Source organism: Streptomyces sp. CG4, assembly GCF_041080655.1.
GTDB lineage: Bacteria > Actinomycetota > Actinomycetes > Streptomycetales > Streptomycetaceae > Streptomyces.
Window position 1 is genome coordinate 8,141,419 of the sequence record NZ_CP163525.1, and the last position, 24,881, is coordinate 8,166,299.

General features: G+C 72.1%; 26 protein-coding genes, 1 pseudogene and 1 riboswitch. Of the genes and pseudogenes, 13 read left to right on the forward strand and 14 right to left on the reverse strand.

Features of this window, described 5'->3' with window-relative positions; genetic code table 11:
- Nucleotide 1: 1 nt before the first annotated feature.
- Both AB5L52_RS37375 and bioB read right to left on the reverse strand, forming a co-directional pair.
- A complete protein-coding gene (locus tag AB5L52_RS37375; protein ID WP_369367857.1) occupies nt 2–1,291 on the reverse strand; it encodes an adenosylmethionine--8-amino-7-oxononanoate transaminase in 1,290 nt (429 codons plus the stop codon).
- Nucleotides 1,284–2,474, reverse strand: a complete 1,191-nt coding sequence (gene bioB / locus AB5L52_RS37380) for a biotin synthase BioB (RefSeq protein ID WP_369367858.1) — start codon at nt 2,472–2,474, stop codon at nt 1,284–1,286. Before bioB ends, AB5L52_RS37375 begins: the two co-directional genes overlap by 8 nt.
- 147 nt (nt 2,475–2,621) lie before the next feature.
- Here bioB and AB5L52_RS37385 point away from each other — a divergent pair, with 147 nt between their 5' ends.
- Entirely contained in the window at nt 2,622–3,749 is a 1,128-nt protein-coding gene (locus tag AB5L52_RS37385) for an 8-amino-7-oxononanoate synthase (protein WP_351019864.1), read from the forward strand.
- Nucleotides 3,750–3,805: 56 nt separating this feature from the next.
- Here the strand turns inward: AB5L52_RS37385 and AB5L52_RS37390 are convergent, their stop codons facing one another.
- Both AB5L52_RS37390 and AB5L52_RS37395 read right to left on the reverse strand, forming a co-directional pair.
- The gene (locus AB5L52_RS37390; RefSeq protein WP_351577176.1) at nt 3,806–4,027 is read right to left on the reverse strand and encodes a DUF397 domain-containing protein; all 222 of its coding nucleotides are present in this window, start codon (nt 4,025–4,027) and stop codon (nt 3,806–3,808) included.
- A gap of 9 nt (nt 4,028–4,036) precedes the next feature.
- Nucleotides 4,037–4,900: a helix-turn-helix transcriptional regulator gene (locus AB5L52_RS37395; RefSeq protein WP_351019870.1), complete on the reverse strand. Its 864-nt coding sequence runs from the start codon at nt 4,898–4,900 to the stop codon at nt 4,037–4,039.
- A gap of 214 nt (nt 4,901–5,114) precedes the next feature.
- Between AB5L52_RS37395 and AB5L52_RS37400 the strand changes: the two genes are divergently transcribed.
- A complete protein-coding gene (locus AB5L52_RS37400) occupies nt 5,115–5,552 on the forward strand; it encodes an ATP-binding protein (RefSeq protein ID WP_351019873.1) in 438 nt (145 codons plus the stop codon).
- 10 nt (nt 5,553–5,562) lie between these two features.
- On the opposite strand, the gene AB5L52_RS37405 is transcribed toward AB5L52_RS37400, so the two are convergent.
- Nucleotides 5,563–6,474: a LysR family transcriptional regulator gene (locus AB5L52_RS37405; protein WP_351019876.1), complete on the reverse strand. Its 912-nt coding sequence runs from the start codon at nt 6,472–6,474 to the stop codon at nt 5,563–5,565.
- Between the two features lie 83 nt (nt 6,475–6,557).
- On the opposite strand from AB5L52_RS37405, the gene AB5L52_RS37410 reads away from it, so the two are divergent.
- On the forward strand, nt 6,558–7,175 hold the full coding sequence (locus AB5L52_RS37410; protein ID WP_369367859.1) for a LysE family translocator: 618 nt from the start codon (nt 6,558–6,560) through the stop codon (nt 7,173–7,175).
- A 7-nt stretch (nt 7,176–7,182) separates the two neighbouring features.
- Here the strand turns inward: AB5L52_RS37410 and AB5L52_RS37415 are convergent, their stop codons facing one another.
- The 3 genes from AB5L52_RS37415 to AB5L52_RS37425 form a co-directional block, all read right to left on the reverse strand.
- Complete coding sequence (locus AB5L52_RS37415; protein WP_351019882.1) at nt 7,183–7,656, reverse strand: C40 family peptidase; 474 nt, start codon at nt 7,654–7,656, stop codon at nt 7,183–7,185.
- Nucleotides 7,657–7,659: 3 nt separating this feature from the next.
- Nucleotides 7,660–7,891, reverse strand: a riboswitch (cyclic di-AMP (ydaO/yuaA leader).
- Between the two features lie 341 nt (nt 7,892–8,232).
- Complete coding sequence (locus AB5L52_RS37420; protein WP_351019885.1) at nt 8,233–8,538, reverse strand: hypothetical protein; 306 nt, start codon at nt 8,536–8,538, stop codon at nt 8,233–8,235.
- 7 nt (nt 8,539–8,545) lie between these two features.
- Nucleotides 8,546–9,181 carry an ATP-dependent Clp protease proteolytic subunit gene (locus AB5L52_RS37425; RefSeq protein WP_369367860.1) on the reverse strand — a complete coding sequence of 212 codons (636 nt, stop codon included), beginning with the start codon at nt 9,179–9,181 and terminating at the stop codon, nt 8,546–8,548.
- An 85-nt stretch (nt 9,182–9,266) separates the two neighbouring features.
- On the opposite strand from AB5L52_RS37425, the gene AB5L52_RS37430 reads away from it, so the two are divergent.
- From AB5L52_RS37430 to AB5L52_RS37465, 8 genes are all read left to right on the forward strand, one after another.
- The gene (locus AB5L52_RS37430) at nt 9,267–9,599 is read left to right on the forward strand and encodes a type II toxin-antitoxin system Phd/YefM family antitoxin (RefSeq protein WP_351019891.1); all 333 of its coding nucleotides are present in this window, start codon (nt 9,267–9,269) and stop codon (nt 9,597–9,599) included.
- Between the two features lie 226 nt (nt 9,600–9,825).
- Entirely contained in the window at nt 9,826–10,128 is a 303-nt protein-coding gene (locus tag AB5L52_RS37435) for an urease subunit gamma (protein WP_030339960.1), read from the forward strand.
- Nucleotides 10,129–10,138: 10 nt separating this feature from the next.
- Nucleotides 10,139–10,450, forward strand: a complete 312-nt coding sequence (locus AB5L52_RS37440) for an urease subunit beta (protein WP_351019894.1) — start codon at nt 10,139–10,141, stop codon at nt 10,448–10,450.
- Nucleotides 10,443–12,164, forward strand: coding sequence for an urease subunit alpha (locus AB5L52_RS37445; RefSeq protein WP_351577189.1), 1,722 nt, complete (start codon nt 10,443–10,445; stop codon nt 12,162–12,164). The genes AB5L52_RS37440 and AB5L52_RS37445 overlap by 8 nt, the downstream gene beginning before the upstream one ends.
- A 10-nt stretch (nt 12,165–12,174) precedes the next feature.
- Nucleotides 12,175–12,849 (forward strand): urease accessory UreF family protein, encoded by a 675-nt coding sequence (locus AB5L52_RS37450; RefSeq protein WP_351019900.1) that lies wholly within the window; start codon nt 12,175–12,177, stop codon nt 12,847–12,849.
- A 54-nt stretch (nt 12,850–12,903) separates the two neighbouring features.
- Complete coding sequence (gene ureG / locus AB5L52_RS37455) at nt 12,904–13,581, forward strand: urease accessory protein UreG (protein ID WP_351577192.1); 678 nt, start codon at nt 12,904–12,906, stop codon at nt 13,579–13,581.
- Complete coding sequence (locus tag AB5L52_RS37460) at nt 13,578–14,336, forward strand: urease accessory protein UreD (RefSeq protein ID WP_369367861.1); 759 nt, start codon at nt 13,578–13,580, stop codon at nt 14,334–14,336. Before ureG ends, AB5L52_RS37460 begins: the two co-directional genes overlap by 4 nt.
- A gap of 177 nt (nt 14,337–14,513) precedes the next feature.
- The gene (locus tag AB5L52_RS37465) at nt 14,514–16,115 is read left to right on the forward strand and encodes an alpha/beta hydrolase (protein ID WP_351019909.1); all 1,602 of its coding nucleotides are present in this window, start codon (nt 14,514–14,516) and stop codon (nt 16,113–16,115) included.
- Between the two features lie 51 nt (nt 16,116–16,166).
- Here AB5L52_RS37465 and AB5L52_RS37470 read toward each other — a convergent pair whose 3' ends face one another.
- Nucleotides 16,167–17,192, reverse strand: a complete 1,026-nt coding sequence (locus tag AB5L52_RS37470; protein WP_369367862.1) for an NAD-dependent epimerase/dehydratase family protein — start codon at nt 17,190–17,192, stop codon at nt 16,167–16,169.
- Nucleotides 17,193–17,252: 60 nt separating this feature from the next.
- A complete protein-coding gene (locus tag AB5L52_RS37475) occupies nt 17,253–17,978 on the reverse strand; it encodes a lysophospholipid acyltransferase family protein (RefSeq protein ID WP_351019915.1) in 726 nt (241 codons plus the stop codon).
- Between the two features lie 145 nt (nt 17,979–18,123).
- Between AB5L52_RS37475 and AB5L52_RS37480 the strand changes: the two genes are divergently transcribed.
- A complete protein-coding gene (locus AB5L52_RS37480; RefSeq protein WP_351019918.1) occupies nt 18,124–18,528 on the forward strand; it encodes a DUF6153 family protein in 405 nt (134 codons plus the stop codon).
- A 204-nt stretch (nt 18,529–18,732) separates the two neighbouring features.
- Nucleotides 18,733–19,425 carry a DUF305 domain-containing protein gene (locus AB5L52_RS37485; RefSeq protein ID WP_369367863.1) on the forward strand — a complete coding sequence of 231 codons (693 nt, stop codon included), beginning with the start codon at nt 18,733–18,735 and terminating at the stop codon, nt 19,423–19,425.
- A gap of 71 nt (nt 19,426–19,496) precedes the next feature.
- Here the strand turns inward: AB5L52_RS37485 and AB5L52_RS37490 are convergent.
- The 4 genes and pseudogenes from AB5L52_RS37490 to ddaH form a co-directional block, all read right to left on the reverse strand.
- A pseudogene (locus AB5L52_RS37490) lies at nt 19,497–20,002 on the reverse strand (PP2C family protein-serine/threonine phosphatase); the annotation flags it as partial.
- Nucleotides 20,003–20,207: 205 nt separating this feature from the next.
- Complete coding sequence (locus tag AB5L52_RS37495; RefSeq protein WP_369367864.1) at nt 20,208–22,679, reverse strand: SpoIIE family protein phosphatase; 2,472 nt, start codon at nt 22,677–22,679, stop codon at nt 20,208–20,210.
- A gap of 144 nt (nt 22,680–22,823) precedes the next feature.
- Nucleotides 22,824–24,044 carry an ornithine--oxo-acid transaminase gene (gene rocD / locus AB5L52_RS37500; RefSeq protein WP_369367865.1) on the reverse strand — a complete coding sequence of 407 codons (1,221 nt, stop codon included), beginning with the start codon at nt 24,042–24,044 and terminating at the stop codon, nt 22,824–22,826.
- Complete coding sequence (ddaH, locus tag AB5L52_RS37505; protein ID WP_351565564.1) at nt 24,044–24,853, reverse strand: dimethylargininase; 810 nt, start codon at nt 24,851–24,853, stop codon at nt 24,044–24,046. The genes rocD and ddaH overlap by 1 nt, the downstream gene beginning before the upstream one ends.
- Nucleotides 24,854–24,881 lie beyond the last annotated feature (28 nt).

Here is a 24,881-nt window from a genome sequence, read left to right on the forward strand (position 1 = left end):
GTCATCCCTCCCGCGCCGCGGCGCACACCGCGCGTCCGATCCGTGCCACGTCCTCGTCCGAGGTGATGTACGGCGGCATCGTGTAGACCAGATCCCGGAACGGGCGCAGCCAGACGCCCTCCCGCACGGCGGCCGCGGTGGCCGCCGCCATGTCCACCTCGTGGTCGAGCTGGACGACGCCGATCGCCCCGAGGACGCGGACGTCCCGTACCCCGGGCAGCTCACGCGCGGGTGCCAGCCCGTCCCACAGGTCCGCCTCGATCCGCTTGACCTCCGCCCGCCAGTCCTGCCCCAGGAGCAGATCGAGCGAGGCGCAGGCCACCGCGGCCGCCAGCGGGTTGCCCATGAACGTCGGGCCGTGCGCGAGCACCGGCACCTCGCCCCGCGAGATGCCCTCTGCGATCCGCGCGGTGCACAGCGTGGCCGCCATCGTCAGATAGCCGCCGGTCAGCGCCTTGCCCACACACATCACGTCCGGCGTGACGCCCGCATGGTCCGCGGCGAACAGCTCACCCGTGCGGCCGAAGCCGGTGGCGATCTCGTCGAACACCAACAGCACGTCGTGCGCGTCGCAGGCCTCGCGCAGCACCCGCAGATACGCGGGGGAGTGGAAGCGCATCCCGCCCGCGCCCTGCACCACCGGTTCCACGATCACCGCGGCCAGCTCGTCCGCGTGCCGCCCGATCAGCTCCCGCAGCCCGTCCGCGTACGACTCCTCGTACTCCGCGGGCGGCGCGTCGGCGAACACCTGGCGCGGCAGCACACCCGACCACAGCCCGTGCATCCCGCCCTCCGGGTCGCACACCGACATCGGCTGCCAGGTGTCGCCGTGGTAGCCGCCCCGCCAGGTCAGCAGCCGCTGCTTGCCGGGCCGGCCGAGCGAGCGCCAGTACTGCAGGCACATCTTCACCGCGACCTCGACCGACACCGAACCGGAGTCGGCGAGGAAGACGTGCTCCAGTCCCTGCGGAGACATGTCGACAAGACGCTTCGCGAGCCGTACGGCGGGCTCGTGGGTCAGCCCGCCGAACATCACATGGCTCATCCGCCCGAGCTGCTCGTGCGCCGCCTCGTTGAGGACCGGGTGGTTGTAGCCGTGGATCGCCGACCACCAGGACGACATGCCGTCCACCAACTCGCCCGAGCCGTCCGCCAGGTGCAGCCGGACCCCGCTCGCCGACTCCACCACCAGTGGCTCGGCCCGTCCGGGCATCGGGCCGTACGGGTGCCACACGTGCCGTCGGTCCAGCTCCAGCAGCTCGGGCACGCTCAGGCCGGGCAGGTCAGGCATTGGGCGCGAGATCCGTTCCGGCACCCCGGCGGCGGACGGTGACGAGGTCGGTGCGCGCCTCCTGGGCGGCCGGCGCGGCCGTCGTACCGCATACGTCCGCCCCCTCGTGCGAGCCGCAGCCGGAGCCGGATCCGCACCCGGCGCTCTCGTGCGAACCGCAGCCACCCGCGGCCGTCGTCGCCCGGTGCTCGGGCAGCGTCACCTCGCCGGCGCCCTCCACCTCGAACCCGGCGTCGGCGATCATCTCCAGGTCGGCCTTGCCGGCCTGGCCCTCGCTGGTCAGGTAGTCGCCGAGGAAGATCGAGTTGGCGAGGTGCAGCGCGAGCGGCTGCATCGTGCGCAGATGGACCTCGCGGCCGCCCGCGATGCGGACCTCCACATCCGGGCAGACGAACCGGACCATCGCGAGGATCCGCAGACAGCGCTGCGGGGTGAGGTTCCACTCCTTGCCCAGCGGGGTGCCCTCGAACGGGATGAGGAAGTTCACCGGCACCGAGTCCGGGTCCAGCTCGCGCAGCGAGAAGACGACGTCGACCAGGTCCTCGTCGCTCTCGCCCATGCCCGCGATCAGACCGGAGCAGGCGGACAGGCCGGCCGCGTGCGCCTTGTTCACCGTGTCCACCCGGTCGGCGTACGTGTGGGTGGTCGTGATGTCCCCGTAGGTGGACTCCGAGGTGTTGAGGTTGTGGTTGTAGGCATCCGCGCCCGCCTCGCGCAGCCGCTCTGCCTGGCCGTCGGAGAGCAGACCGAGGCAGGCGCACACCTCGACCTGCTCGTTCTGCTCCTTGATCGTCTTGATGGTCTCCGAGACCCGGTCCACGTCCCGGTCCGTCGGGCCGCGTCCGCTCGCCACCAGGCAGACCCGCTTGGCGCCGCCCGCGAGACCGGCGGCGGCCGCCTGGGAGGCCTCGTCGGGCTTCAGCCAGGTGTACTTCAGGATCTCGGCCTTCGAGCCGAGCCGCTGGGAACAGTAGGAACAGTCCTCGGGGCACAGGCCCGACTTGAGGTTGACGAGATAGTTGAGTTTCACCCGTCGCCCGAACCAGTGCCGGCGCACCTTTCCGGCCGCGGCCACCACATCGAGCACATCGTCGTCAGGGGTGGCCAGTACGGCGAGCGCTTCCTCGCGGGTCGGCAGCTCACGCCGAAGCCCCTTGTCCACCAGCGTCTTCAGCAGGTCCATGAGGCCTGATCCTGTCCTACGGGACCGCTCCGGGCCAAGGAGAGTTTGCACAACGGAGACGGTTCACCGTGTGGGTATTGCCACACCCTGGGCGGCCGACCGTACGGCTAGGGTCTGTCCGCTACCTACAAAAGCCTTGGAGGACCCATGGCGTTCGGCTGGATCGACGAGCAGGCCGAGGCGCGTCGCCGCGCCGGACTCGTCCGCACCCTGCGCCCCCGCCCCGCCGACTCGGCCCTGCTGGACATGGCGAGCAACGACTACCTCGGCCTCGCCCACCACCCCGAGGTCACCGAGGCGGCCGCCCGCGCCGCCCGGCTCTGGGGCGGCGGTGCCACCGGCTCCCGGCTGGTCACCGGCACCACCGAGCTGCACACCGAGCTGGAGCGCGAACTGGCCGCCTTCTGCGGTTTCGAGGCTGCGCTGGTCTTCTCTTCCGGTTACGCCGCCAACCTGGCCGCGGTCACCGCGCTGGCCCCGCACGGCTCGCTGATCGTCTCCGACGCCGGGAACCACGCCTCGCTCATCGACGGCTGCCGGCTCGCCCGGGGCGAGAAGCAGGTCGTGGGACACGCCGACCCGGAGTCGGTGCGCAAGGCCCTGGCCACCCACCAGGGGCCGGCGATCGTCGTCTCCGACACCGTGTTCTCGGTCGACGGCGACCGGGCCCCGCTGACCGCGCTGGCCGAGGCGTGCCGGGAGCACGGCGCGGGGCTGGTCGTCGACGACGCGCACGGGCTCGGGGTGCTGGGCGAGGGCGGCCAGGGCGCGCCGTACGCGGCCGGGCTGGCGGGCGCCGCGGACGTGGTGGTCACGGCCACCCTGTCCAAGTCGCTGGGCAGCCAGGGCGGCGTGGTGCTCGGCCCGGCGCGGGTGATCGGCCATCTGGTCAACGCGGCCCGGACCTTCATCTTCGACACGGGCCTGGCCCCGGCGGCAGCCGGTGCCGCGCTCGCGGCACTGCGGCTGCTCGTGCGCGAACCGGAGCGTGCGGCGCGCGCCCGTGCGGTGGCCGCGGAACTGCACGCACGACTGACCGCCGCGGGTCTGGAAGCGGTGCGTCCGGATGCCGCGGTGGTCTCCGTACGGGCTCCGTCCCCGGAGCAGGCGGTGCGCTGGGCGGCCGACTGCCGTACCGCGGGGCTGGCCGTGGGCTGCTTCCGTCCTCCTTCCGTGCCCGACGGCATCTCCCGGCTGCGGCTGACCGCCCGGGCGGACCTGTCCGGGGCGGAGATCGAACGCGCTGTACGGGTCATCGGCGAAACGCGACCATGAGTCGGCGTGACACGGCCGTGCTTCACCTAGGAGTGATTACCTGTGATCGGTTCTGATCAGAGCGCGGTGAGGAACCCCGCCCAGCTCCGGTCGGAGAAGAACACCGCGGGTCCGGCGGGGCTCTTGGAGTCGCGCACGGCGAGCAGCCCGGCCCAGGGGCCGGAGCGCGGCCGGGCCGTCTCCACGCAGTTGTTGGCTCCCGTGCTGTAGCTGCTGCGCAGCCACTGCACGTCGTGCAGATCGGTACTGGCAGGGACGTTACGAGGCAGTGCTGGCATGGTGCCTCCTTACGCGCCGTCACCTATTCCGGCGATGTAATCCAACGATTCCTCGGGTGAAAGGGCGTGCATCCGAAGGGTGTCGAAGGCCTCCGTGTAGGCCATGAGGTCTTCTTTCCGCTCCAGGTAGAGGCTACTCGTCAACTGGTCGAGAACAACTACGTCCAGATCAGAAGTGCTCGAAAATGAGAAGATAACGAAAGGTCCGGTGAGGCCGACATGCGCGCCTGCCCCGAACGGCAGGACCTGGAGCCGGACTTGGGGCAGCCGGGCCGCGTCCAGCAGCCGCTCCAGCTGGCGGGCCATCACCTCGGGGCCGCCGATCTCGCGCCGCAGCACCGCCTCGTCCAGCACCGCGCTCAGCCTGAGCGGCCGTTCGCAGCGCAGCACGTCCTGCCGGGCCAGCCGCACCTCGACCAGCGTGTCCAGATGTTCGTCGTCCAGGTCCTTCACGGCCGCCCGGGTCACCGCGCGGGCGTACTCGGGCGTCTGCAGCAGGCCGGGTACGACCGTGGTCTCCAGGGTGCGCATCGCGCTCGCCTGCGACTCCAGGTTGATGAAATCCCGGTAGGTGGGCGGCAGCACCCCGCGGTAGGCGTGCCACCAGTGGTGCCGGTCGCCCGCCGCCTCCTCGGAGCCCGCCAGCATCAGCAGCAGCTCGCGCAGCTGCCCGGCGTGGACCCCGTAGGCGTCCAGGAGTAACCGCACATCGGCCGGTTTCGCGCCGCTGGCACCGGTTTCGATCCGGCTCACCTTCGACTGGTGCCAGCCGACCAGCCGGGCCGCCTCACCGCTCGTGAGCCCCGCACCGGTACGCAGCGTGCGCAATTCGGCGCCCAGTTTGCGGCGCCGCACCGCCGGCCCGTTCTGCATGGGCTCCTCCTTACTCCTTCCGGGCCGCCCAAATACGGTCTCGCGTCGTAGAGTTCACCGCTTCGGGCGACAGATATATGCATATCTTGGTGGATCGCTCCCCGTGACCGGCCCGGTGATGGCAGGCTGACGAGCAAGCACCAGTCCGGGACCGTACTCGAACCCTTCCGCTCCGTGTCGGACTGCGGTCCCGTGGGAAAGGGACGACGTCGCCATGGCAGACCATCTGGAAGCATCCGTCACTCTGCCGAGCGATCCCGCCTCGGTCTCCGCCGCCCGCTCGTACGTCGTGGGCACGCTCGCGGAGTGGGGCCTGCCGTCGGACACCGACGTGGCCGACACCGTCCGCCTCATCGTCTCCGAACTCGCCACGAACGCCGTACAGCACACCTTCGGGCAGTCACCCACCTTCACGGTCGACATCGCGCTGGACCGTGACGAACATCTGCGCATCGGCGTCACGGACAGTCACCCGCGATTTCCGAAGAGACTGCCTGCCGCCGTCCAGCAGGACAACGGCCGCGGCATGGTCATCATCCGCTGGCTCACCGCCGAATGCGGCGGCAAACTCCTCGTCCGCCCCACCCGCGAGGGCGGCAAGACCATCTCCATCGAACTCCCGTGGACGTCTCCGGTGGAGCCGGTGCCGTAGACCCCGGTCGTCATCGCCCGGCTCGGCGGAAGGCTCCGCGCAGCAGCGCCCGGAAGGCGTCCGCGGCCGGAGTCGTCTCGTCCGCGCGGTGGGCCACCGAGATGGTCCGGCGCAGACGGCCCGGCTCCAGGGGGCGCACCCCCACCGGTGTGACGGCCGTGCGGGCCACCATCTCCGGTACGACGGCCACGCCGAGGCCGGCGCTGACGAGCGCGCACACCACGGCGTACCCGGGCGTCGGGACCAGCAGTGCCGGGGTGGCGCCCGCCTCGGCGAGCAGGGCCTCGACCTCGCGCCGGGCCGGATGGTGCGGCGCCATGCTGATCAACGGCTGCCCGGCCAGCTCCGCCAGCGGCAGCCGGGACGAGGCACTGCTCAGGGCGTGTCCCGGTGCGGTCACCAGCACCAGCTCCTCCACCAGGACCGGCTCCAGACGCACCGACGACGGCACCGGCACGGGCTCGGCCGGGTGATAGGTGTGGGTCAGCGCCAGGTCCACCTCGCCGGCCGCCACCGCCGTGACCCCGGCCGGCGGGTCGTAGTCCGCGACCGACAGGGTGACCTCCGGATGCGCCCGGCGGAACGCGCTCAGCGCAGGCGGCAGCAGATGCACCCCGGCGGTCGGGAAGGTGCCGAGCCGCAGTGTGCCGCCGGTGAGTCCGGTGAGCCGCGCCAGTTCGTGCCGGGCCCGCTCCAGTTCGTCGAGCACCCTCCGGGCCCGAGCCACCAGCACCTCGCCCGCCTCGGTCAGCCGGGCTCCCCGGTGATGGCGGACCAGCAGCGCGGTGCCCGCCTCCCGCTCCAGCTTGGCCAGCTGCTGGGAGAGGGCGGGCGGGGTGTAGCCGAGCCGGTCGGCGGCCCGGGTGATCGAGCCGGCCTCCGCCACGGCGACCAGCGCGGCCAGCCGAGTGGGGTCGTACACCCCATCAGCCTAAAGCATTCCTTTAGGCTCACTCAGAGAATCCGAAATACCTGCTGAAGGTTCCGCCGGGGCACGCTGGCGGCATGGACGCACAGCTCATCGCCTTCACCGGGATCGCCGCCGGACTCGTCGCCATGCCGGGCGCCGACTTCACCGTGGTCGTACGCAACGCGCTGGTCTCGCGCCGGGCCGGCGCGGTCTGCGGGCTCGGCATCGCGGGCGGGCTCCTGGTGCACGCCACCCTGGCGGTGGCAGGCGTCGCGGCCGTACTGGTGGCCGTCCCCGCGCTGTTCCGGGCAATGCAGCTGCTGGGCGGCGCCTATGTGCTGCAGCTGGGGGTGCGCACCCTGTGGTCGCTGCGCGGGTCCGCCGAGGCACCCGAGGAGACGGCGGCCCGGGCGGCACACCCGCTGCGCCAGGGCTTTGTCACCAACGTCCTCAATCCGAAGGCGTCGCTGACCTTCCTCAGCCTGCTGCCGCAGTTCGTGCCCGCCGGAAGCCATGCGCTGCCCCGGACACTGCTGCTCGCGCTGATCGTCTGCACGCTGGCACTGGTGTGGTTCCAGGCGGTCGTGCTGCTGGTGGACCGGCTGGGCAGGTGGTTGCGCCGACCCCGGGCCGCCCGTGGGCTCCAGGCGGGCACCGGGGTGGCGCTGACGGTGCTGGGAGCGGCTCTGCTGCTGGAGCCGCTCCTGGCCTGACGTCGGGTCAGTTGATCCGTCCGTACCAGACGCTGGAGGTCCAGATCTTCTGGAGCCGCACCACGTCACCGGTCTTCGGTGCATGCCAGATCTTCCCGTGACCGGCGTAGATGCCGACGTGGTAGACGTAGGAACCCGAGTGGAAGAACACCAGGTCACCGGCCCTCCGGCTGCCGGCTGAGATGTGGTGCGACGTGTTGTACTGTGCGGCGGCGGTGCGCGGCAGGCTCTTGCCCGCCTTCTTGAACGAGTAGAGCGTCAGGCCCGAGCAGTCGAACCTGTGCGGCCCGGTTGCCCCCCATTGGTACGGCGCCCCCTGCTTGGAGGCCGCGACCTGGAGTGCTTTCGACGCGAGGGTCGCGGCCGAGGCGTCAGGAGCCAGACCGGGGACCGTGATCGAGCCGCCGACGGCGGCGAGGGTGAGTGCCGAGGCCGTTCCGGCCCGGGCCATGAGCGACGGGACACGATTGAGCGCAGTCATGCGCAACCCTTCGTCAGCCGCCTGTGAAGGATGACCTGTCGGATTCGGGCTGGCGAAGTTGCCCGGCCGCGTTGCCGCGGCTTCACCCCAAGGGCTGCTCGGAACCTCCGGCCGTCCGCGACGAACAGACGAACTTCCGTTCCGGTGACCCGTCTTGCTCGGGTCCTCCACTCCTGCCGATCCACTCCTGTCGACCGGTCATCCGGGCGGCGGCAGGATTCGGCGTCCGCCCGGACCGCCCCGCCGCGGTGGCGGGGGCTTGTCGTCAGACAGGGATCTTCACCTACAGCTGTCTGAAAATCCCAACGGAATCGGGGATTTGTGGCGTTACTCACCACTCACTCGTTCGGGTGGACAACGTGCTGTTCAAGGCATCGTCAGATCCCGGTCGTAGCCCCGGACCTGGGGCGGAGCAACTCGTCCCGGGCCCGGGACCCGCGCAGTGTGCAAGTCTGAAAGCCTGAAAAGCGGCCTGGATATCCACCGGTCGGCGGTGCCCCGTTCGGGTTGTTTCGAGGCCGCTCCTCGCGAGCCGTGTCGACATTCGGATCATGTCCGGCCGGTCGGGCGTCCGGATCAGTGGCCGCCGTCGGGCGGGAGCGCGACGCGCGCGGTACGACGCTCACCGTCCAGGACCCGCAAGGCCCGTGCCAGCGTGTCCCGGTGCAGCTCCGTCTCGCCCCGCTGGTGCATCAACGCGAGGGCGTCGCGCAGCTCTGCGGCCTTGCGTACCAGGGCCTGGGCCGCGCGCAGCCCGTGGTAGGTGTCCCCGCCGTGCGCGGGATTGACGCGGCCCAGCAGGTCGGCCGCCTCCAGATAACGGTCGATCAGATCGCCCTCGGCACGCGTCAGTGCGGGCAGCGGCGGCAGGTCCGGCAGCATCGGCGGCTCACTTCGCGTCCGGTGCGCCGGGCATGCTCCGCCGGCTGGGCACGATGCCGTCCACCAGGCCGTAGGCCACCGCCGCGGGGGCGTCCAGGATCACGTCCCGCTCCAGATCCCGGTGTACCTGCTCCGCCGTGCGCCCGGTGTGCCGTACGAGCATCTCCTCCATCAGCGCGCGCACCCGGGTCAGCTCCTCGGCCTGGATGAGCAGGTCGCTGGGCTGGCCCTGCACCGGCTCGGCGAGCCGGGGCTGCTCGATCACCATGCGTGCGCCGGGCAGGGCGAACCGCTTGCCCGGGGTGCCGGCCGCGAGCAGCAGCGCGGCGTGGGACGCGGCCTGGCCCAGGCAGTAGGTCGCCACGTCGCAGCTGACGTAGCGCAGCGTGTCGTAGACGGCCGTCAGGGCGCTGAACGTGCCGCCCGGGGAGTTGACGTACAGCGTGATGTCCCGCTCCGGGGCCGCGTGTTCGAGGTACATGAGCTGGGCCATCACGTCGTTCGCGGCCGCGTCGTCGAGCGCGGTGCCGAGGAAGACGATCCGGTCCTCGAAGAGCTTGCCGTAGGGGTCGAGGGTGCGCACGCCGCCGCTGGTGCGCTCGGTGAACTCGGGCAGGACATGACGGGCGAAAGCTCGGGACATGGGACACCCCTTCTCGGCGCACGGCCCCGGTGGGCTCGGCTTCTGTAAAAAATGTACAGGACGTACGTGACGTTAGAATGGGGTCATGGCCTACGAGATTCCGGTGACGCAAGCCAGGGCTGAGCTCGCCGACCTGATCAACCGGGTGGTGTACGGCGGTGAGCGCGTCGTCGTGACACGGCACGGCAAGCCGCTGGTCGCGCTGGTCTCGGCCGCCGATCTGGAACGACTGGCCGCGCTCGACGAGCCGGCCGAGGAGCAGGTCGTCAGCTCGGTCTCGGGGGTCCGTGAGATCGGTTCCGCCCCGCGCGAACAGCAGCGGTTCGGGATCGCCGCGGAGCATCGCGGCCAGGGAGCCGCGGCCGAGCGGCGCGGTCCGGGCGTCGCCGCCGAGCATCGCGGGCCCGGCGTGTCCTGACCCGGACGGGTATCGGCGCGCCCCTCGCGCGGTCATACGTGGATCAAGCTCTGGTTAACGTCGTTGAAACTCCGGCGAACTAACCTGCCGGTCCACGCCATCAGGGGTTTTTCTGCCCGGATTGAGGACGATCCGGGGATTTGTCTGTGTGTTACATCTATCCCCGTCGTGATGGCAGCGGCAACCGGACCCCGCACGGTCCGGAGCAAGGACTGTGAGGTGGGACGTGCAACTGACCCCGCACGAGCAAGAGAGGCTGCTCATCCATGTGGCGGCCGACGTCGCCGAGAAGCGCCGGGCCCGCGGGCTGAGGCTCAACCACCCGGAAGCGGTCGCCCTCATCACGTCGCACATCCTCGAAGGAGCCCGTGACGGCCGTACGGTCGCCGAGCTGATGTCCTCCGGCCGCAAGATCCTCACCCGGGACGACGTCATGGACGGCGTCCCGGAGATGATCCACGACGTCCAGGTGGAGGCCACCTTCCCGGACGGCACCAAGCTCGTCACCGTCCACGAGCCGATCATCTGAGGGGGCCGCGATGATTCCCGGAGAGATCCTGTTCGCGGACGACCCCGTCCATGTCAACGCCGGCCGTGAGATCACCCGGCTGACCGTGCTCAACGCCGCCGACCGGCCGGTCCAGGTCGGCTCCCACTACCACTTCGCCGAGGCCAACCCCGGCCTGGAGTTCGACCGCGCCGCGGCCCGCGGCAAGCGGCTGAACGTCGCCGCCGGCACCGCCGTCCGCTTCGAGCCCGGCATCCCCGTCGCCGTGGAACTCGTCCCCCTCGCCGGCGCCCGGATCGTGCCGGGCCTGCGCGGGGAGACCGGAGGTGCCCTCGATGCCTGAGATCGCCCGCGGCGCCTACGCCGACCTGTTCGGACCCACCACCGGCGACCGCATCCGGCTCGCCGACACCGACCTGCTGATCGAGATCGAGGAGGACCGCTGCGGCGGCCCCGGCGCCTCCGGGGACGAGGCGGTCTTCGGCGGCGGCAAGGTCATCCGCGAGTCCATGGGCCAGTCCCGCGCCACCCGCGCCGACGGCACCCCCGACACCGTGATCACCGGTGCCGTCGTCGTCGACCACTGGGGCGTCGTCAAGGCCGACGTCGGCATCCGCGACGGCCGGATCGCGGCGATCGGCAAGGCCGGCAACCCCGACACCATGGACGGGGTCCACCCCGACCTGGTCATCGGCCCCGAGACCGAGATCATCGCGGGCAACGGGCGGATCCTCACCGCCGGCGCCATCGACGCGCACGTCCACTTCATCTGCCCGCAGATCGCCGACGAGGCGCTGGCCTCCGGCATCACCACCCTCGTGGGCGGCGGCACCGGCCCCGCGGAGGGCTCGAAGGCCACCACCGTCACGCCCGGGCCCTGGCATCTCGCCCGGATGTTCGAGGCGATGGAGGCCTACCCGGTCAACGTCGGTCTCCTCGGCAAGGGCAACACCGTCTCCCAGGAGGCGATGCTCTCCCAGATCCGCGGCGGCGCGGCCGGCCTGAAGCTGCACGAGGACTGGGGCACCACCCCGGCCGTCATCGACGCCTCGCTCACCGTCGCCGACCGCACCGGCATCCAGGTCGCCATCCACACCGACACCCTCAACGAGGCCGGATTCGTGGGCGACACCCTCGCCGCGATCGCGGGCCGGGGCATCCACTCGTACCACACCGAAGGCGCCGGCGGCGGGCACGCGCCGGACATCATGACCGTGGTCTCGCAGCCCAACGTGCTGCCCAGCTCCACCAACCCGACCCGGCCGTACACCGTCAACACCGCCGAGGAACACCTCGACATGCTGATGGTGTGCCACCATCTCAACGCCGCCGTCCCCGAGGACCTGGCGTTCGCCGAGTCCCGGATCCGGCCGTCCACCATCGGCGCGGAGGACATCCTCCACGACCTCGGCGCGATCTCGATCATCTCCTCCGACTCCCAGGCGATGGGACGGGTGGGCGAGGTCGTCCTGCGGACCTGGCAGACGGCTCATGTCATGAAGCGGCGGCGCGGCGCGCTGCCGGGCGACGGGCGCGCCGACAACCGACGGGTACGGCGGTACGTCGCCAAGTACACGATCAATCCCGCGCTCGCCCAGGGCCTCGCCGCCGAGATCGGCTCCGTCGAGACCGGCAAGCTCGCCGACCTCGTGCTGTGGGACCCGGTCTTCTTCGGCGTCAAGCCGCTCCTCGTGCTCAAGGGCGGCCAGATCGCGTATGCGCAGATGGGCGACGCCAACGCCTCCATCCCGACCCCGCAGCCGATCCTGCCGCGCCCGATGTACGGCGCGATCGGCCGCGCCCCGGCCGCCAACTCGGTGAACTTCGCCGCCCCGTTGGCGATCGAGGACGGGTTGCCCGAGCGCCTGGGGCTCGGCAAGCGGTTCGTGGCGATCGAGTCCACGCGCGGCGTCACCAAGGCCGACATGCGCGAGAACGACGCCCGGCCCGACGTCCGGATCGACCCCGACAGCTTCGCCGTGCACATCGACGGCGAACTGGTCGAGGCGGCACCGGCGGCCGAACTGCCCATGGCCCAGCGCTACTTCCTCTTCTGATGGCGGCGTGATGGCACGGGCAGCACTTCTCGTCCTGGCCGACGGCCGCTTCCCCGCCGGAGGGCACGCGCACTCCGGCGGGGCGGAGGCCGCCGTCAAGGCCGGGCGCATCACCTGCGCCGCGCACCTGGAGGACTTCTGCCGGGGCCGGCTGCAGACCGCCGGGCTGGTCGCGGGAGCGGTGGCGGCCGCCGCCGTACTCGGCGTGGATCCGGGGGAGCTGGACGCGGCGGCGGACGCCCGCACACCGTCTCCGGCTCTCCGGATCGCCGCGCGCCGGCTCGGCCGGCAGCTGCTGCGGGCCGCCCGGGCGAGCTGGCCGTCGGCCGAACTCGAAGCGCTGGCAGGGGAGTTCCCCAAGGGAGCCCATCAGCCGGTGGTGCTCGGCCTGGCCGCGCGGGCGGCCGGACTGGGCCCGGACGACGCGGCGTACTGCGCGGCGTACGAGAGCGTGAGCGGGCCGGCGACGGCCACGGTGCGTCTGCTGAGCCTGGACCCGTTCGACGCGACCGGTGTGCTGGCGCGGCTGGCGCCCGAGCTGGACCGGGTCGCCGACCGGGCCGTGGAGGCGGCGCGGCGGGCTGCCGCCGAGGGGGTCGACGCGCTGCCCGCCGCTTCCGGGCCCTTGCTGGAAGTCGGTGCGGAGTGGCACGCGGCCTGGCCGGTACGCCTGTTCGCATCCTGATATCCCTCGCCCCCGCCGCCCCTGCCCGTCCCGTCCTCCTCTGGAGCCGCTGTTATGCACCTCGACCACACCCACTCCGGTCCCGCCGCCGTCAGCGCCGACGCGCACCGCCCCGACGGAACCCGCCGCGCCCTGCGCATCGGGCTCGGTGGGCCCGTCGGGTCCGGGAAGACCGCGACCGTCGCCGCGCTCTGCCGGGCGCTGCGCGACGAGCTGTCGCTGGCCGTCGTCACCAATGACATCTACACCCGTGAGGACGCCGAGTTCCTGCTCCGGGAGGCCGTGCTGCCGCCCGAGCGGATCACCGCAGTGGAGACGGGCGCCTGCCCGCACACCGCCATCCGCGACGACATCTCGGCCAACCTCGAAGCCGTGGAGGACCTGGAGGACGCGGTCGGCCCGCTGGATCTGATCCTCGTCGAGTCCGGCGGCGACAACCTCACCGCGACCTTCTCCAGGGGACTCGTGGACGCGCAGATCTTCGTGATCGACGTGGCCGGCGGCGACGACATCCCGCGCAAGGGCGGACCCGGCGTCACCACGGCCGACCTGCTTGTCGTCAACAAGACCGACCTCGCGCCGCACGTCGGCTCCGACCTCGCCCGGATGGCCGCCGACGCCAAGGCCCAGCGGGCCGAACTCCCGGTGGTCTTCCAGTCCTTGCGCGGTGAGCCGGGGGTCGCGGACGTGGCCGCCTGGGTACGGGCGCGGCTCGCCGCGTGGACGGCATGACGGCGACCGGGGTCCGGGCACACGCGCGGATCGTCGCCCGCTCCGACGGGCGCGGCGGTACGGCCCTGCCCGTGCTGGACGGCGACGGGCCGCTGGCCCTGCGCCGCATCCGGTCCGGCGGTTCCGAGGCGAAGGTCATGCTGGTCGGCGCGATGAGCGGCCCGCTCGGCGGCGACCGCTTCGCGGTCACGGCGAGCGTGGCGGAGAGCGCCCGGCTGCACATCGGCTCGGCCGCCGCCACCCTCGCCCTGCCCGGCCAGGCCAAGGGGGAGGCCCGCTACGACGTACGGCTGGACGTGGCCGACGGCGCCGAACTGCGCTGGCTGCCCGAGCAGTTGATCTCGGCCCGCGGCAGTGACCTGTACGTCACCACGCGAGCCGAACTCGCCGCCGACGCCCGGCTGGTGCTGCGCGAGGAGCAGGTGCTCGGGCGGGCGGGAGAGGAACCCGGGCGGCTCACCAGCCGGCTGACCGTACGGGTCGCGGGCCGCACGGTGCTGGACCAGGAACTGTCCTGCGGCCCCGGCGCACCCGGCGGCTGGGACGGTCCGGCGGTACTGGCCGGGCACCGGTCGGTGGGTCAACTCGTCGTCGTACGGCCCGAGTTCGCGCATCACCCGGTCCAGGCCGAGGCCCTGGGGGAGTGCGCCGCCCTGATACCTCTGGCAGGCCCGGCCGCCCTGGTCAGCGCGGTGGCCCCCGACGCACTGCGACTGCGACGGCTGTTGGACGAGGCACTGACCAAGCTCGGCTGAGGAGCGCCCCGCGTCCTGTCGTCACCCTCTCGGCGGAGGGCCTCGTCCCACTGGACATGATCGTCCGGTTATCGGATTGGTAAAGATGGCGGGCTACCCCTGTTCTCAGGCCGCTCACAGCCGAGAGGATCCCGGCCTGACCACTCGCAGTGATCCTGATGTAGGGGGAGGGCCCACTTGAGGCACAACAGACCGAAGAGCCGCCTGCTGGCGCTCGGTTCGGCCGGAGCGCTCGTCACCGCCACCCTGGTCGCCGGTGCCGTCTCGGCACCCGCGGCCAGCGCCGCCGCCTCCCGGCCCGGCCCGGACCGGGAGGCCAAGGGCGCCGCGATCGCCGCCGCCCGCGCCGCCAAGGCCGGCATCGACTGGCAGGACTGCCCCGCCGACTGGGGGCTGGAGAAGCCCATCCAGTGCGGCTGGGTCAGCGTGCCGGTCGACTACGCTCACCCGTACGGCAAGCAGATCAAGCTCGCCGTCGACCGCATCGGCAACACGGGGACCCCGCAGGAGCGCCAGGGCGCGCTCGTCTACAACCCCGGCGGCCCCGGCGGCTCGGGCCTGAAGTTCCCGCGCCGGATCACCACCAAGAACCCCGTCTGGGCGAACGTCGCCAAGGCCTACGACTTCGTCGGCTTCGACCCGCGCGGCGTCGGCCACTCCGCGCCCATCTCCTGCGAGGACCCGCAGGAGTACGTCAAGGCGCCGAAGATGGACCCGGTGCCGGACACCGAGGCGGACAAGACCGCTCAGCGCAAGCTGGCCCGCGCGTACGCGGACGGCTGCCTGGAGCGCACCGGCCACGCGATGCTCCAGCAGATGACCACGCCGAACACCGCCCGCGACCTGGACGTCATCCGCGCGGCCCTGGGCGAGCAGAAGCTCAACTACCTCGGCGTCTCCTACGGCACCTACCTCGGCGCCGTCTACGGCACCCTGTTCCCGGGCCACCTGCGCCGCATGATCGTGGACAGCGTGGTCAACCCCGCCCGCGAGAACATCTGGTACCAGGCCAACCTGAACCAGGACATCGCCTTCGAGGGCCGCTGGAAGGACTGGGAGGACTGGGTCGCCACCAACGACGCCGCCTTCCACCTCGGCACCACCCGCGCCGCCGTCCAGGCCAAGTGGCTCGAACTGCGCGCCACCGCCAAGAAGAGCCCCATCGGCGGGGTCGTCGGCCCGGCCGAGCTGATCGCCTTCTTCCAGAGCGCGCCGTACTACGACTCCTCGTGGGTGCCGGTCGCCACCGTGTTCAGCAAGTACTTCGCCGGTGACACCAAGGCGCTCGTCGACGCCGCGGGCCCCAACCTGTCGAACACGGCCGGCAACATCAGCGCCGAGAACGGCAACGCCGTCTACACGGCCGTCGAGTGCACCGACGCCAAGTGGCCCACCAGCTGGCAGAGGTGGAACCGGGACAACACCCGGCTCAACCAGGACTATCCGTTCATGACCTGGGCCAACGCCTGGATGAACCTGCCCTGCGCCACCTGGCCGGTGAAGCAGCGGACCCCGGTCGAGGTGCGGACCGGCGAGGGCCTGCCGCAGGTGCTGATCGTGCAGTCCACCCGGGACGCCGCCACCCCGTACGAGGGCGCCGTCGAACTGCACAAGCGCTTCCAGGGCTCCCGTCTGATCACCGAGAAGGACGCGGGCTCCCACGGAGTGACCGGCCTGGTCAACTCCTGCATCAACCAGCGCGTCGACTCCTACCTGATCGACGGCAAGCTGGACGGTGCGGACGTGACCTGCGGCCCGCACGCCACGCCCAAGCCGTAACCGGTCCCATGCGGTGACGAGGGGCGGCCGGACTTCCCGGCCGCCCCTCGCTCATGCCGTGAACCAGGCGTCCTCGGCCGCGTAGTCGAACAGGTCCGGATACACCCGGGCGAGGAGCGGGAAGCACTCCCGCCAGTCCCGCCCGGCGCGCAGCCCATCGGTCAGCCACGCGACCGTCTCCGGCAGGCTCTCGGCGTACGACACCACCGGCCGGTAGCCCAACTCCCGCTCGGCGGCGGACATGCCGGCGACCACCGGCAGCGGCGTCGACCACGGACTTTGGCCCACGGAGCCCTCGGGCGGAGCGGCGAGGAACGTTGTCTCCGTCTCCACGCCCATCACCGCGTCGACCGCCGCACCGATCCCGGCGACCGTCGGCGCCTCGCCGTCACAGGCGTTGAGCACCCGGGTACCGGGGTGGGCCGCCGCCAGCCGTACCAGCTCGGCGATGTTCCGGGCGCTCGCCGTATGAAACCGGCTCTCGCCCCGGTACGACAGCACCCGCCTGCGCCTGCCGTCCAGATTCCGCTTCACGAAGTAGAGCTCACGGGGGAGCGGACTGTACGGCCCGTGCACCGCGCCCGGCCGCAGCACCGTGACCGGCAACGTGCCTGCGGCCGCGAGGAGTTCACGCTCCAGCGCCACCTTGCGCGTGCTGTACGACGCCTCGCCCGGCGCAACCGTCGGGTGGGTCTCGGGTATCGGCACCGGGTAGGTGGGAAAGCCGTCCGGCGTGCCCATCGTGTCGAAGTTCCGGCCCGCGCCGTCGTCGTACACGGCCACGCTGGAGATCACCACCGCCGAGCCGATCCGGCCCGCCAGGGACGTCAGCTGCCGGGCGTGCACGGCGTCGTAGGCCACCATGTCGACCAGCAGATCGCAGCCGTCGCCGACCAGCGCGGCCAGGGCCGCGTCGTCGGAGCGGTCCAGCCGGACCGTGCGTACCCCCTCGTCCCATGCCTCGTCCCGGCCGCCGCTCCGCGAGGCGGCCGTCACCGCCCAGCCGTCCCGCGCCAGCGCGTCCACGGCCGGACGGCCGATCTGCCCACTCGCCCCGATCACCAAAGCCCTCTTCATACGGCGAGCCTAGGAGAACGGACCGGCGGGGCCACGGAACTTCTGCCGACGGCAGAGGGGTCAGCTGAGCGGCGCCCGCGGGAACCGGCGCTCCTTCGCGCCCTTCTCCGCGGCCTGCCGCTCCTTGACGACGGCCGCGTACTCGTCGACGTACTCCTGCTCGGACAGCGTCAGGATCGCGTACATGATCTCGTCGGTGACGGCCCGCAGGATCGCCCGCTCCTGCTCCATTCCCGCATAGCGGGAGAAGTCGAGGGCCTTGCCGAAGCGGATGGTGACGGGGTGGATGCTCGGGACGACCTTCCCGGGCGGCTGGGCCTCGAACGTGCCGATCATCGCGCACGGTACGACCGGCACCCCGGCCTTCAGCGCCATCACGGCGACGCCGACCTTGCCCTTGTAGAGCCTGCCGTCGTGCGAACGGGTGCCCTCCGGATAGATGCCGAGCAACTCGTCCCGGTTCAGCACCTTGAGGCCCTCGCGGATCGCGGCCTGCCCGGCCTCCTTGCCCGAGCGGTCCACCGGGATCTGTCCGGCGCTGCGGAAGAAGAACGCGGTGAGCCGGCCCTTGAGCCCCGGGCCGGTGAAGTACTCGGCCTTCGCGAGGAACGTGATCCGGCGCTTGAGCATCGCCGGCATCAGGAAATGGTCGGCGAAAGACAGATGGTTCCCCGCGACGATCGCGGGGCCGGACTCCGGCACGTGCTCCAGGCCCTCGATCCGGGGCCGGAAGACCAGTCTCAGCAGGGGCCCCAGCAGCACATACTTGAGCAGGTAATAGAACACGGCTCGCCCCTCACATCGTCCCGGCCACCCCAGCGTGTGCCTGTGGTCATCTGTAACCGCAACAGGCCATGCTCATGCCGGGTACATCGAGCCTCCCGCGAGCCGCGACCGGTCACCCCCGCCCGGCCCTCGTACGATGGCGCCCATGCACAGCGCCGGATCACACACCTCGCGCCCGCCCCGGTGGCGGCGTGGGGCGCTCGTGCTGGTGCTGTGGGCCGGGCTGTTGGGGATGCATGCGCTCGGGCCCGTCGGCGGCACGGGGGATGCCGGGCACGGCGGTCCGGGGCAGCACACCGTCGCCGCCGGCACCGTCGCACAGGACGGCTGTGCGAACGCCGACCGGCACTGCGGCGGGGGCCGGCCGCAGCACGCCGATCCCACCTGTGCGTCGGGTGCGGTGAACGGTGGCCCGGAGCTGCCCGCACTCGTCCCCGACCCCGTGGCCGTCGCCGCGCCGGACCGTTGCCCGCGCTCCCGTGCGGCCACCGGGCCCGAAGGCGCCCGCGCCCCGCCCTCCCTGGCCGAACTCCAGCTCCTGCGGATCTAGGGCCTGCCCGGCGGATCCTGTCGCAGACGCGCGCACCAGCCCCCGCTCACCTGCGCCGATGAGGCGCCGTGAATTTCCTGCGACCTGATCCGCCGGACGGGCCCTGGAAGGCTCCGTCGGCCGCACAGCCCGCCCCTGCACTGCGGCACCCGCGGTCGTGCTCGCGTCTGCCCCAAATCCCTTGAGAACCACAGGAGTTCCAGCATGACCAGTCGCACCCTCACCCGCCGTACCCTGACGCGTCGTGCCGCCCTGGCCGCCGTCGTCGCGAGCTGTGCCCTCGTCCTGGCCGCCTGCGGCGGCAGCGGTGCCGGCGGCGCGCACGCCGCGCACGGCGCCGCCGGCACCCGGGGCGGGATGGCCCCGACGGCGGGCACCGCCCACAACGCCCAGGACGTCGCCTTCGCGCAGGCCATGATCCCGCACCACCAGCAGGCCCTGGAGATGGCGCGGCTTGCCCCCGGCCGGGCCTCCTCGGCGCAGGTGAAGGACCTCGCCCTCCGCATCGAGAAGGCGCAGGCCCCGGAGATCCGCACCATGACCGGCTGGCTCAGGTCCTGGGGCGAGCGGGTGCCCATGACCGGCATGGACCACTCGGGCCACCCCGGCATGTCCGGGATGATGAGCGACGCCGACATGGCCGAGCTGAAGAGAGCCCAGGGCAAAGGCTTCGACACGAAGTTCCTGTCCATGATGGTCAAGCACCACCAGGGCGCCGTGCAGATGGCCGGAACGGAGAAGGCCAAGGGTGCGTACGGGCCCGCCAAGGCCCTGGCCGACGCCGTCGTCAGCGCGCAGAACGCCGAGATCAGGGAGATGAAGAAGCTCCTCGGCACCGGCGGAACGAGCGACTCGGGCGACTCGGGCGGCATGAGCGGTATGAGCGGCATGAGCTGACGTACCGCGGGCGGCAGCAGTTCCAGCAGGACGGCGTCCGCGAGGGCCTCGGGGTCCTCTCCAAGGTGGCGGTGGCGGTCGAGGGAGTCGGCGAGGCGGGCCGGCCCGGTGTCGATGTCCTCGCCGCGGCGCTCGATCAGGCCGTCGGTGTACAGGACGAGGGTGGCGCCCTCGGCGTGGCCCGTGCGGGCCTGGGGTCTGGGGATCGGGTCGGGGCGGGCGTCGAGCGGCGGGTCGGTGGCCTGGTCGAGGAACTCCACGCGGCCGTCCGGCTGGACGAGCACGGGCGGCGGATGCCCGGTGCTGCTGTAGTGATCGTGTGGTCGTCGAAGTCGATGAACGTCGTGACGACGGTGGCCGATTCGGCGCCGTCGACGACATGCGCGTACCGACCGAGGATGTTCAGGACCTCGGCCGGCCCCGCGGCGACACGGGAGATGGCGCTCAGCGCGCTGCGCAGCCGGCCCATGACCCCGGCGGCCTCCAGACCGTGCCCAACCACGTCGCCCACGGCCACGCCCGTGCGGTGGCCGCCCACCAGGTCGACGATGTCGTACCAGTCCCCGCACACGTTCACCGCGCCGACCGCGGGCCGGTCCCGTCGTGTCGAACACCGGCGCGTTGACGAGGCTCCAGTAGCGCTCCTCCCACTCTCCGGGCCGGTCGGGATCCTCGATGTCGTAGCGCTGTGGGGCCATGGTGTCCCGCTCGCCGGTGGATCGCACCCGGTCCAGCGAGGCCGTAGCCGATCTCACGAGGGCGTCGCTCATGAGGGTGGTCGCTCACCCCGGCGGCTCCGTCAGGGGCTGCTCCGCCCAGATGACCTTGCCCTTGGGCGCGAAACGGGTTCCCCAGCGCTGGGTGAGCTGCGAGACCAGCAGCAGTCCGCGGCCGCCCTCGTCCGTGGCGCGCGGATGGCGCAGATGCGGCGCGGTGGTGCCGCCGTCGGACACCTCGCAGATCAGCGTCCGATCCCTGATCAGGCGGAGCCGGATGGGGCCCTCCGCGTGCCGGATGGCGTTGGTGACCAGCTCGCTCACGACCAGTTCGGTGGTGAACACCAGCTCCTCAAGATCCCACTCGGCCAGCTGCTGGGCGGCCTGCTTGCGGGCGTCGGCGACCACGGCGGGGTCGGCGGGCAGGTCCCAGTCGGCGACCTGCCCGGCGTCGAGCAGCCGGGTCCGGGCCATCAGCAGGGCCACGTCGTCGTGCGGCCGGGCCGGGACCAGCGCGTCGATCACGGACCGGCAGCGCTGGTCGAGCGAGGGGCCGCGCCGCTCCAGGACGCGCCGCAGCCGCTCGCGGTCCGCGTCGACGGCCCCGTCGCCCCCGTGGGCCAGCAGCCCGTCGGTGTGCAGGGCCAGCGTGCTGCCCTCGGCCAGGGACAGCTCGACCGCCTCGTAGGGCGGACCGCCCGCCCCGAGCGGCGGCCCCTGCGGGAGGTCGACGAAACCGGCGGTGCCGTCGGGCCGTACGACGGCGGGCGCGGGATGGCCCGCGGCGGCCATCGTGCACCGACCGTCGACCGGGTCGTAGACGACGTACACACACCCGGCGCCCAACGCCTGGGCGTCGGCGGCCTCCGGGGTCTCCGGCACGCCCTCCTCGTCGGACGTCCGCGCCACCAGGTCGTCGAGGTGCGCGAGGATCTCCTCGGGCGGCAGATCGAGCGCCGCGAGGGTGCGTACGGCGGTGCGCAGCCGCCCCATCGCCGCGGCGGCGTCGATCCCGTGCCCCGGCACCTCGCCCACGACCAGGGCCACGCGTGCGCCGGACAGCGGGATGAGGTCGTACCAGTCGCCGCCGAGGCCGGTCAGCTCGTCGGCCGGCCGGTAGCAGGCGGCCGCCTCCACTGCCTCCTGCTCGGGCAGCCGGTGCGGCAGCAGGCTGCGCTGCAGGACCAGGGCCGCGTCCCGCTCGCGCGTGTAGCGGCGGGCGTTGTCCACGCAGACCGCGGCCCGGGACACCAGGTCCTCGGCGAGACTCAGGTCGTCCTCGTCGAACGGTTCCTGGCGGCGGCGCCGGAAGAAGGTGGTGACGCCCATCGTGACGCCCCGCGCCTGGATGGGCACGATGATCACGCTGTGCAGGCCCAGGTCCAGGAAGGTCCCCGCCCGGCCCGCCGGGATGTCCGTGGCCCACTCCCTGGCCAGCGGGTCCAGCCGCTCCTCGCGCCAGGACCGGCCCGTGGTCAGACAGCGGATCGGGGGCGATCCGGCGAGGTAGGTGGCCACCTCGCCGATCTCGACGACGGTCTCCGGGACCGCGGGGTTCACCGACTGGTGCCCGGCCCGGCGCAGCGGCACCTGATCCGTCCGGCCCGGCGGCTCGGGCTCGGCGCCGCGCAGTACGGATTCCAGCAGGTCCACACCGACGAAGTCGGCGAAGCCCCGCACGGCGCCGGCGAAGCCCTGCACGGCCACGTCGGCGAGTTCCTGCGCGGTCCGCCAGACGTCCAGGGTGCGCCCGATCTGCTCACCGGCCCGGTCGAGCAGGGCCAGCCGCTGCCGGGCGCGGTGCCGCTCGGTGACGTCGACGACGGTGTAGTACACGCCCATCGGGTGACCCAGGTCGTCCTCGAGGCGGGTGAACGACATCATGTGCGCCGTCTCCCGGTGCGGCGCGGACCGCACCTGGCCCACATGCTCGTACCCGACCACCGGGCGGCCGGACTCCAGCACGCTCCGCATCTGCGTCTCGATGTCCGCGGAGTCGATGCCCGGCTGGATCTCCGCGAGCCGCCGCCCCAGCCGCTCCATCGGAGAGCCGCCGCCGTAACGTTCCAGCGCGGCGTTCGACCAGACACACCGCAGATCGGTGTCCACGATCGCGATGCCGACGGGGGAGCCGGTCACCATCTGCTCCAGCACCGCACGGCTCATGTCCCAGCCGCGTGCCCCGGAGACCTCGGAGAGCAGAACCAGCCACTGCGGCGCCCCGCCGGAATACACCGCCGGCGTGATCCGCACCATCAACCGGACCGGCTGCCCGTCCCCGCGCCGCGCGGTCAGCAGCCCCGCCCAGCCGCCGTCGCTGCGGCACCGCTCGACCAGCTCCGGCACGCGCGCGGCGTCCTCGGCGGACAGCAGGCCGACGGCACTGGCGCCCACGACCTCGGCGGCCGGGTACGCCAGCAGCCGCTCCGCGTTGGGGGTCCAGCCCGTCACCACGCCCTGCGCGTCGAGCAGCAGGGGCGCGGCGTCGGCCACGTCGAACCGCTGCCGGGCAACGTTCTGCTCCTCGTGAGTGCCCACGGTCGACCTCTCTGTAGCTGAGAGTGGTCTACCCCCTCTTGGCTCAATCGTCACTCTTCGGCCATCGGGTGGAGGCGTACGAACGTGTGGGGAGCGGCCCGCGGCCGCCCCCCACACATCACGCCTCCCGCGCCCGCACCGGGGTCACGAACCCAGCGCCTTCTCCAGCGCCGCCAGCGCGGAACGCAGCTCCTGCGCCGTGATGGTCAGCGGGGGTGCCAGCCGGATCGTGGACCCGTGGGTGTCCTTCACCAGGACGCCCTCCCGCATCAGCCGCTCGCTGATCTCCCGGCCGGTGCCGATAGCCGGGTCGACGTCGACGCCCGCCCACAGCCCGCGCGCCCGGAAGCCGACCACGCCCCGCCCGGCCAGCGCGGTCAGCCCGTCCCGCAGGACCACGCCCAGCTCGGCCGCCCGCCGCTGGAACTCGCCGGTCTCCAGCAGCTCGACCACGGCCGTGCCGACGGCCGCCGCGAGCGGGTTGCCGCCGAACGTGGAGCCGTGCTCGCCCGGGTGCAGCACCCCCAGCACCTCGCGCCGGGCCGCCACCGCCGACACCGGCACGATCCCGCCGCCGAGCGCCTTGCCGAGCAGCAGCACGTCCGGCACGACGCCCTCGTGCTCGACGGCGAGGGTACGGCCGGTACGGCCGAGGCCCGACTGGATCTCGTCGGCGATGAACAGACAGCCCTTGCGGCGGGTCAGCTCCCGCACCCCGGCGAGATAGCCGTCCTCCGGGATGATCACGCCGGCCTCGCCCTGGATGGGCTCGATCAGCACGGCCGCCGTGGTCTCGTCGACGGCCTCCTCCAGCGCGGCCAGGTCGTCGTACGGCACGATCTTGAAGCCGGGCGTGAAGGGGCCGAAGCCGGACCGGGCCGTCTCGTCCGTGGAGAAGCTGACGATCGTCGTCGTACGGCCGTGGAAGTTCTCCGCCGCGACCACGATCGTCGCCCGGTCGGCGGGAACGCCCTTCACGTCGTACGCCCACTTGCGGGCCACCTTGATGCCGCTCTCCACCGCCTCGGCGCCGGTGTTCATCGGCAGCACCATGTCCAGGCCGGTCAGCGCCGCGAGCCGCTCGGCGAACTCGGCGAGCCGGTCGTTGTGGAAGGCGCGGGAGGTCAGGGTGAGCCGGTCGAGCTGGCGGTGCGCGGCCTCGATCAGTGCCGGGTGCCGGTGGCCGAAGTTCAGCGCCGAGTAGCCGGCGAGCATGTCGAGGTAGCGGCGGCCCTCGACGTCCTCCACCCAGGTGCCCTCGGCACGGGCGACGACCACGGGCAGCGGGTGGTAGTTGTGCGCGAGGACCGGCTCCTCCGCCTTGATCAGGTCGTCGGACGTACGCGTGCGCGCGGGTGCGGTCATCAGCGGATCTCCTGGGTGCAGCACTTGATGCCACCGCCGGCTTTGTGGAACTCGGACAGGTCGACGGGGACGGGGACGTAACCGTGGCCGGAGAGGTTCTCGGCCAGCGCCTCGGCCTGCGGCGCGATGAAGACGTTGCGGCCGTCGGACACGGAGTTCAGGCCGAACGCCAGCGCGTCCTCGCGGGTGGCGAGCACCGCGTCCGGGTACAGCCGGCGCAGCACCTCCCGGCTGCCCGCCGAGAACGCCTCCGGGTAGTAGCAGATGTTGTCCTCGTCGAGGACGAACAGCGCCGTGTCCAGGTGATAAAAGTACGGATCGACCAGGGTCAGGCCGATCACCGGGTGGCCGAGGAACTCCTGGGCCTCCCGGTGCGCCTCGCGGGTGGTGCGGAACCCGGTGCCGGCCAGCACGTACCGGCCCGTCCACACCAGGTCGCCCTCGCCCTCGGTCACCGACTCGGGGCGGTACACGTCGTAGCCGGCCGCCTTGAACCAGGTGTCGTAGTGCACCGACTCGGGGCGCCGCTGCGGCGCGTGGAACAGCGAGCCGAAGACCCGGCCGCCGACCATGAACGCGGCGTTCGCGGCGAACACCATGTCCGGCAGGCCGGCCACCGGCTCGACCGACTGGACGGCGTGACCGTGGGCGCGGTAGGCGCGGATCAGCGTCTGCCACTGCTCCTGGGCCAGGTCCACGTCGACGGGCTTGTCGGGATGCATCCAAGGGTTGATCGCGTACTGAACGGCGAAATGTCTGGGTTCGCAGACGAGAAAGCGCCGAGGGCGCGGTACACGACTTTCGGACACAGAGGGTTTCCTCCGCTTTCCTGTGTGT

Excerpts from the sequence above, each read along its gene's own strand:
- AB5L52_RS37375 (WP_369367857.1), bottom strand. The coding sequence starts at position 1,291 with ATGCCTGACCTGCCCGGCCTGAGCGTGCCCGAGCTGCTGGAGCTGGAC.
- bioB (WP_369367858.1), bottom strand. The coding sequence starts at position 2,474 with ATGGACCTGCTGAAGACGCTGGTGGACAAGGGGCTTCGGCGTGAGCTG.
- AB5L52_RS37385 (WP_351019864.1), top strand. The coding sequence starts at position 2,622 with ATGGCGTTCGGCTGGATCGACGAGCAGGCCGAGGCGCGTCGCCGCGCC.
- AB5L52_RS37390 (WP_351577176.1), bottom strand. The coding sequence starts at position 4,027 with ATGCCAGCACTGCCTCGTAACGTCCCTGCCAGTACCGATCTGCACGAC.
- AB5L52_RS37395 (WP_351019870.1), bottom strand. The coding sequence starts at position 4,900 with ATGCAGAACGGGCCGGCGGTGCGGCGCCGCAAACTGGGCGCCGAATTG.
- AB5L52_RS37400 (WP_351019873.1), top strand. The coding sequence starts at position 5,115 with ATGGCAGACCATCTGGAAGCATCCGTCACTCTGCCGAGCGATCCCGCC.
- AB5L52_RS37410 (WP_369367859.1), top strand. The coding sequence starts at position 6,558 with ATGGACGCACAGCTCATCGCCTTCACCGGGATCGCCGCCGGACTCGTC.
- AB5L52_RS37415 (WP_351019882.1), bottom strand. The coding sequence starts at position 7,656 with ATGACTGCGCTCAATCGTGTCCCGTCGCTCATGGCCCGGGCCGGAACG.
- AB5L52_RS37420 (WP_351019885.1), bottom strand. The coding sequence starts at position 8,538 with ATGCTGCCGGACCTGCCGCCGCTGCCCGCACTGACGCGTGCCGAGGGC.
- AB5L52_RS37425 (WP_369367860.1), bottom strand. The coding sequence starts at position 9,181 with ATGTCCCGAGCTTTCGCCCGTCATGTCCTGCCCGAGTTCACCGAGCGC.
- AB5L52_RS37430 (WP_351019891.1), top strand. The coding sequence starts at position 9,267 with ATGGCCTACGAGATTCCGGTGACGCAAGCCAGGGCTGAGCTCGCCGAC.
- AB5L52_RS37440 (WP_351019894.1), top strand. The coding sequence starts at position 10,139 with ATGATTCCCGGAGAGATCCTGTTCGCGGACGACCCCGTCCATGTCAAC.
- AB5L52_RS37445 (WP_351577189.1), top strand. The coding sequence starts at position 10,443 with ATGCCTGAGATCGCCCGCGGCGCCTACGCCGACCTGTTCGGACCCACC.
- AB5L52_RS37450 (WP_351019900.1), top strand. The coding sequence starts at position 12,175 with ATGGCACGGGCAGCACTTCTCGTCCTGGCCGACGGCCGCTTCCCCGCC.
- ureG (WP_351577192.1), top strand. The coding sequence starts at position 12,904 with ATGCACCTCGACCACACCCACTCCGGTCCCGCCGCCGTCAGCGCCGAC.
- AB5L52_RS37460 (WP_369367861.1), top strand. The coding sequence starts at position 13,578 with ATGACGGCGACCGGGGTCCGGGCACACGCGCGGATCGTCGCCCGCTCC.
- AB5L52_RS37470 (WP_369367862.1), bottom strand. The coding sequence starts at position 17,192 with ATGAAGAGGGCTTTGGTGATCGGGGCGAGTGGGCAGATCGGCCGTCCG.
- AB5L52_RS37480 (WP_351019918.1), top strand. The coding sequence starts at position 18,124 with ATGCACAGCGCCGGATCACACACCTCGCGCCCGCCCCGGTGGCGGCGT.
- AB5L52_RS37485 (WP_369367863.1), top strand. The coding sequence starts at position 18,733 with ATGACCAGTCGCACCCTCACCCGCCGTACCCTGACGCGTCGTGCCGCC.
- rocD (WP_369367865.1), bottom strand. The coding sequence starts at position 24,044 with ATGACCGCACCCGCGCGCACGCGTACGTCCGACGACCTGATCAAGGCG.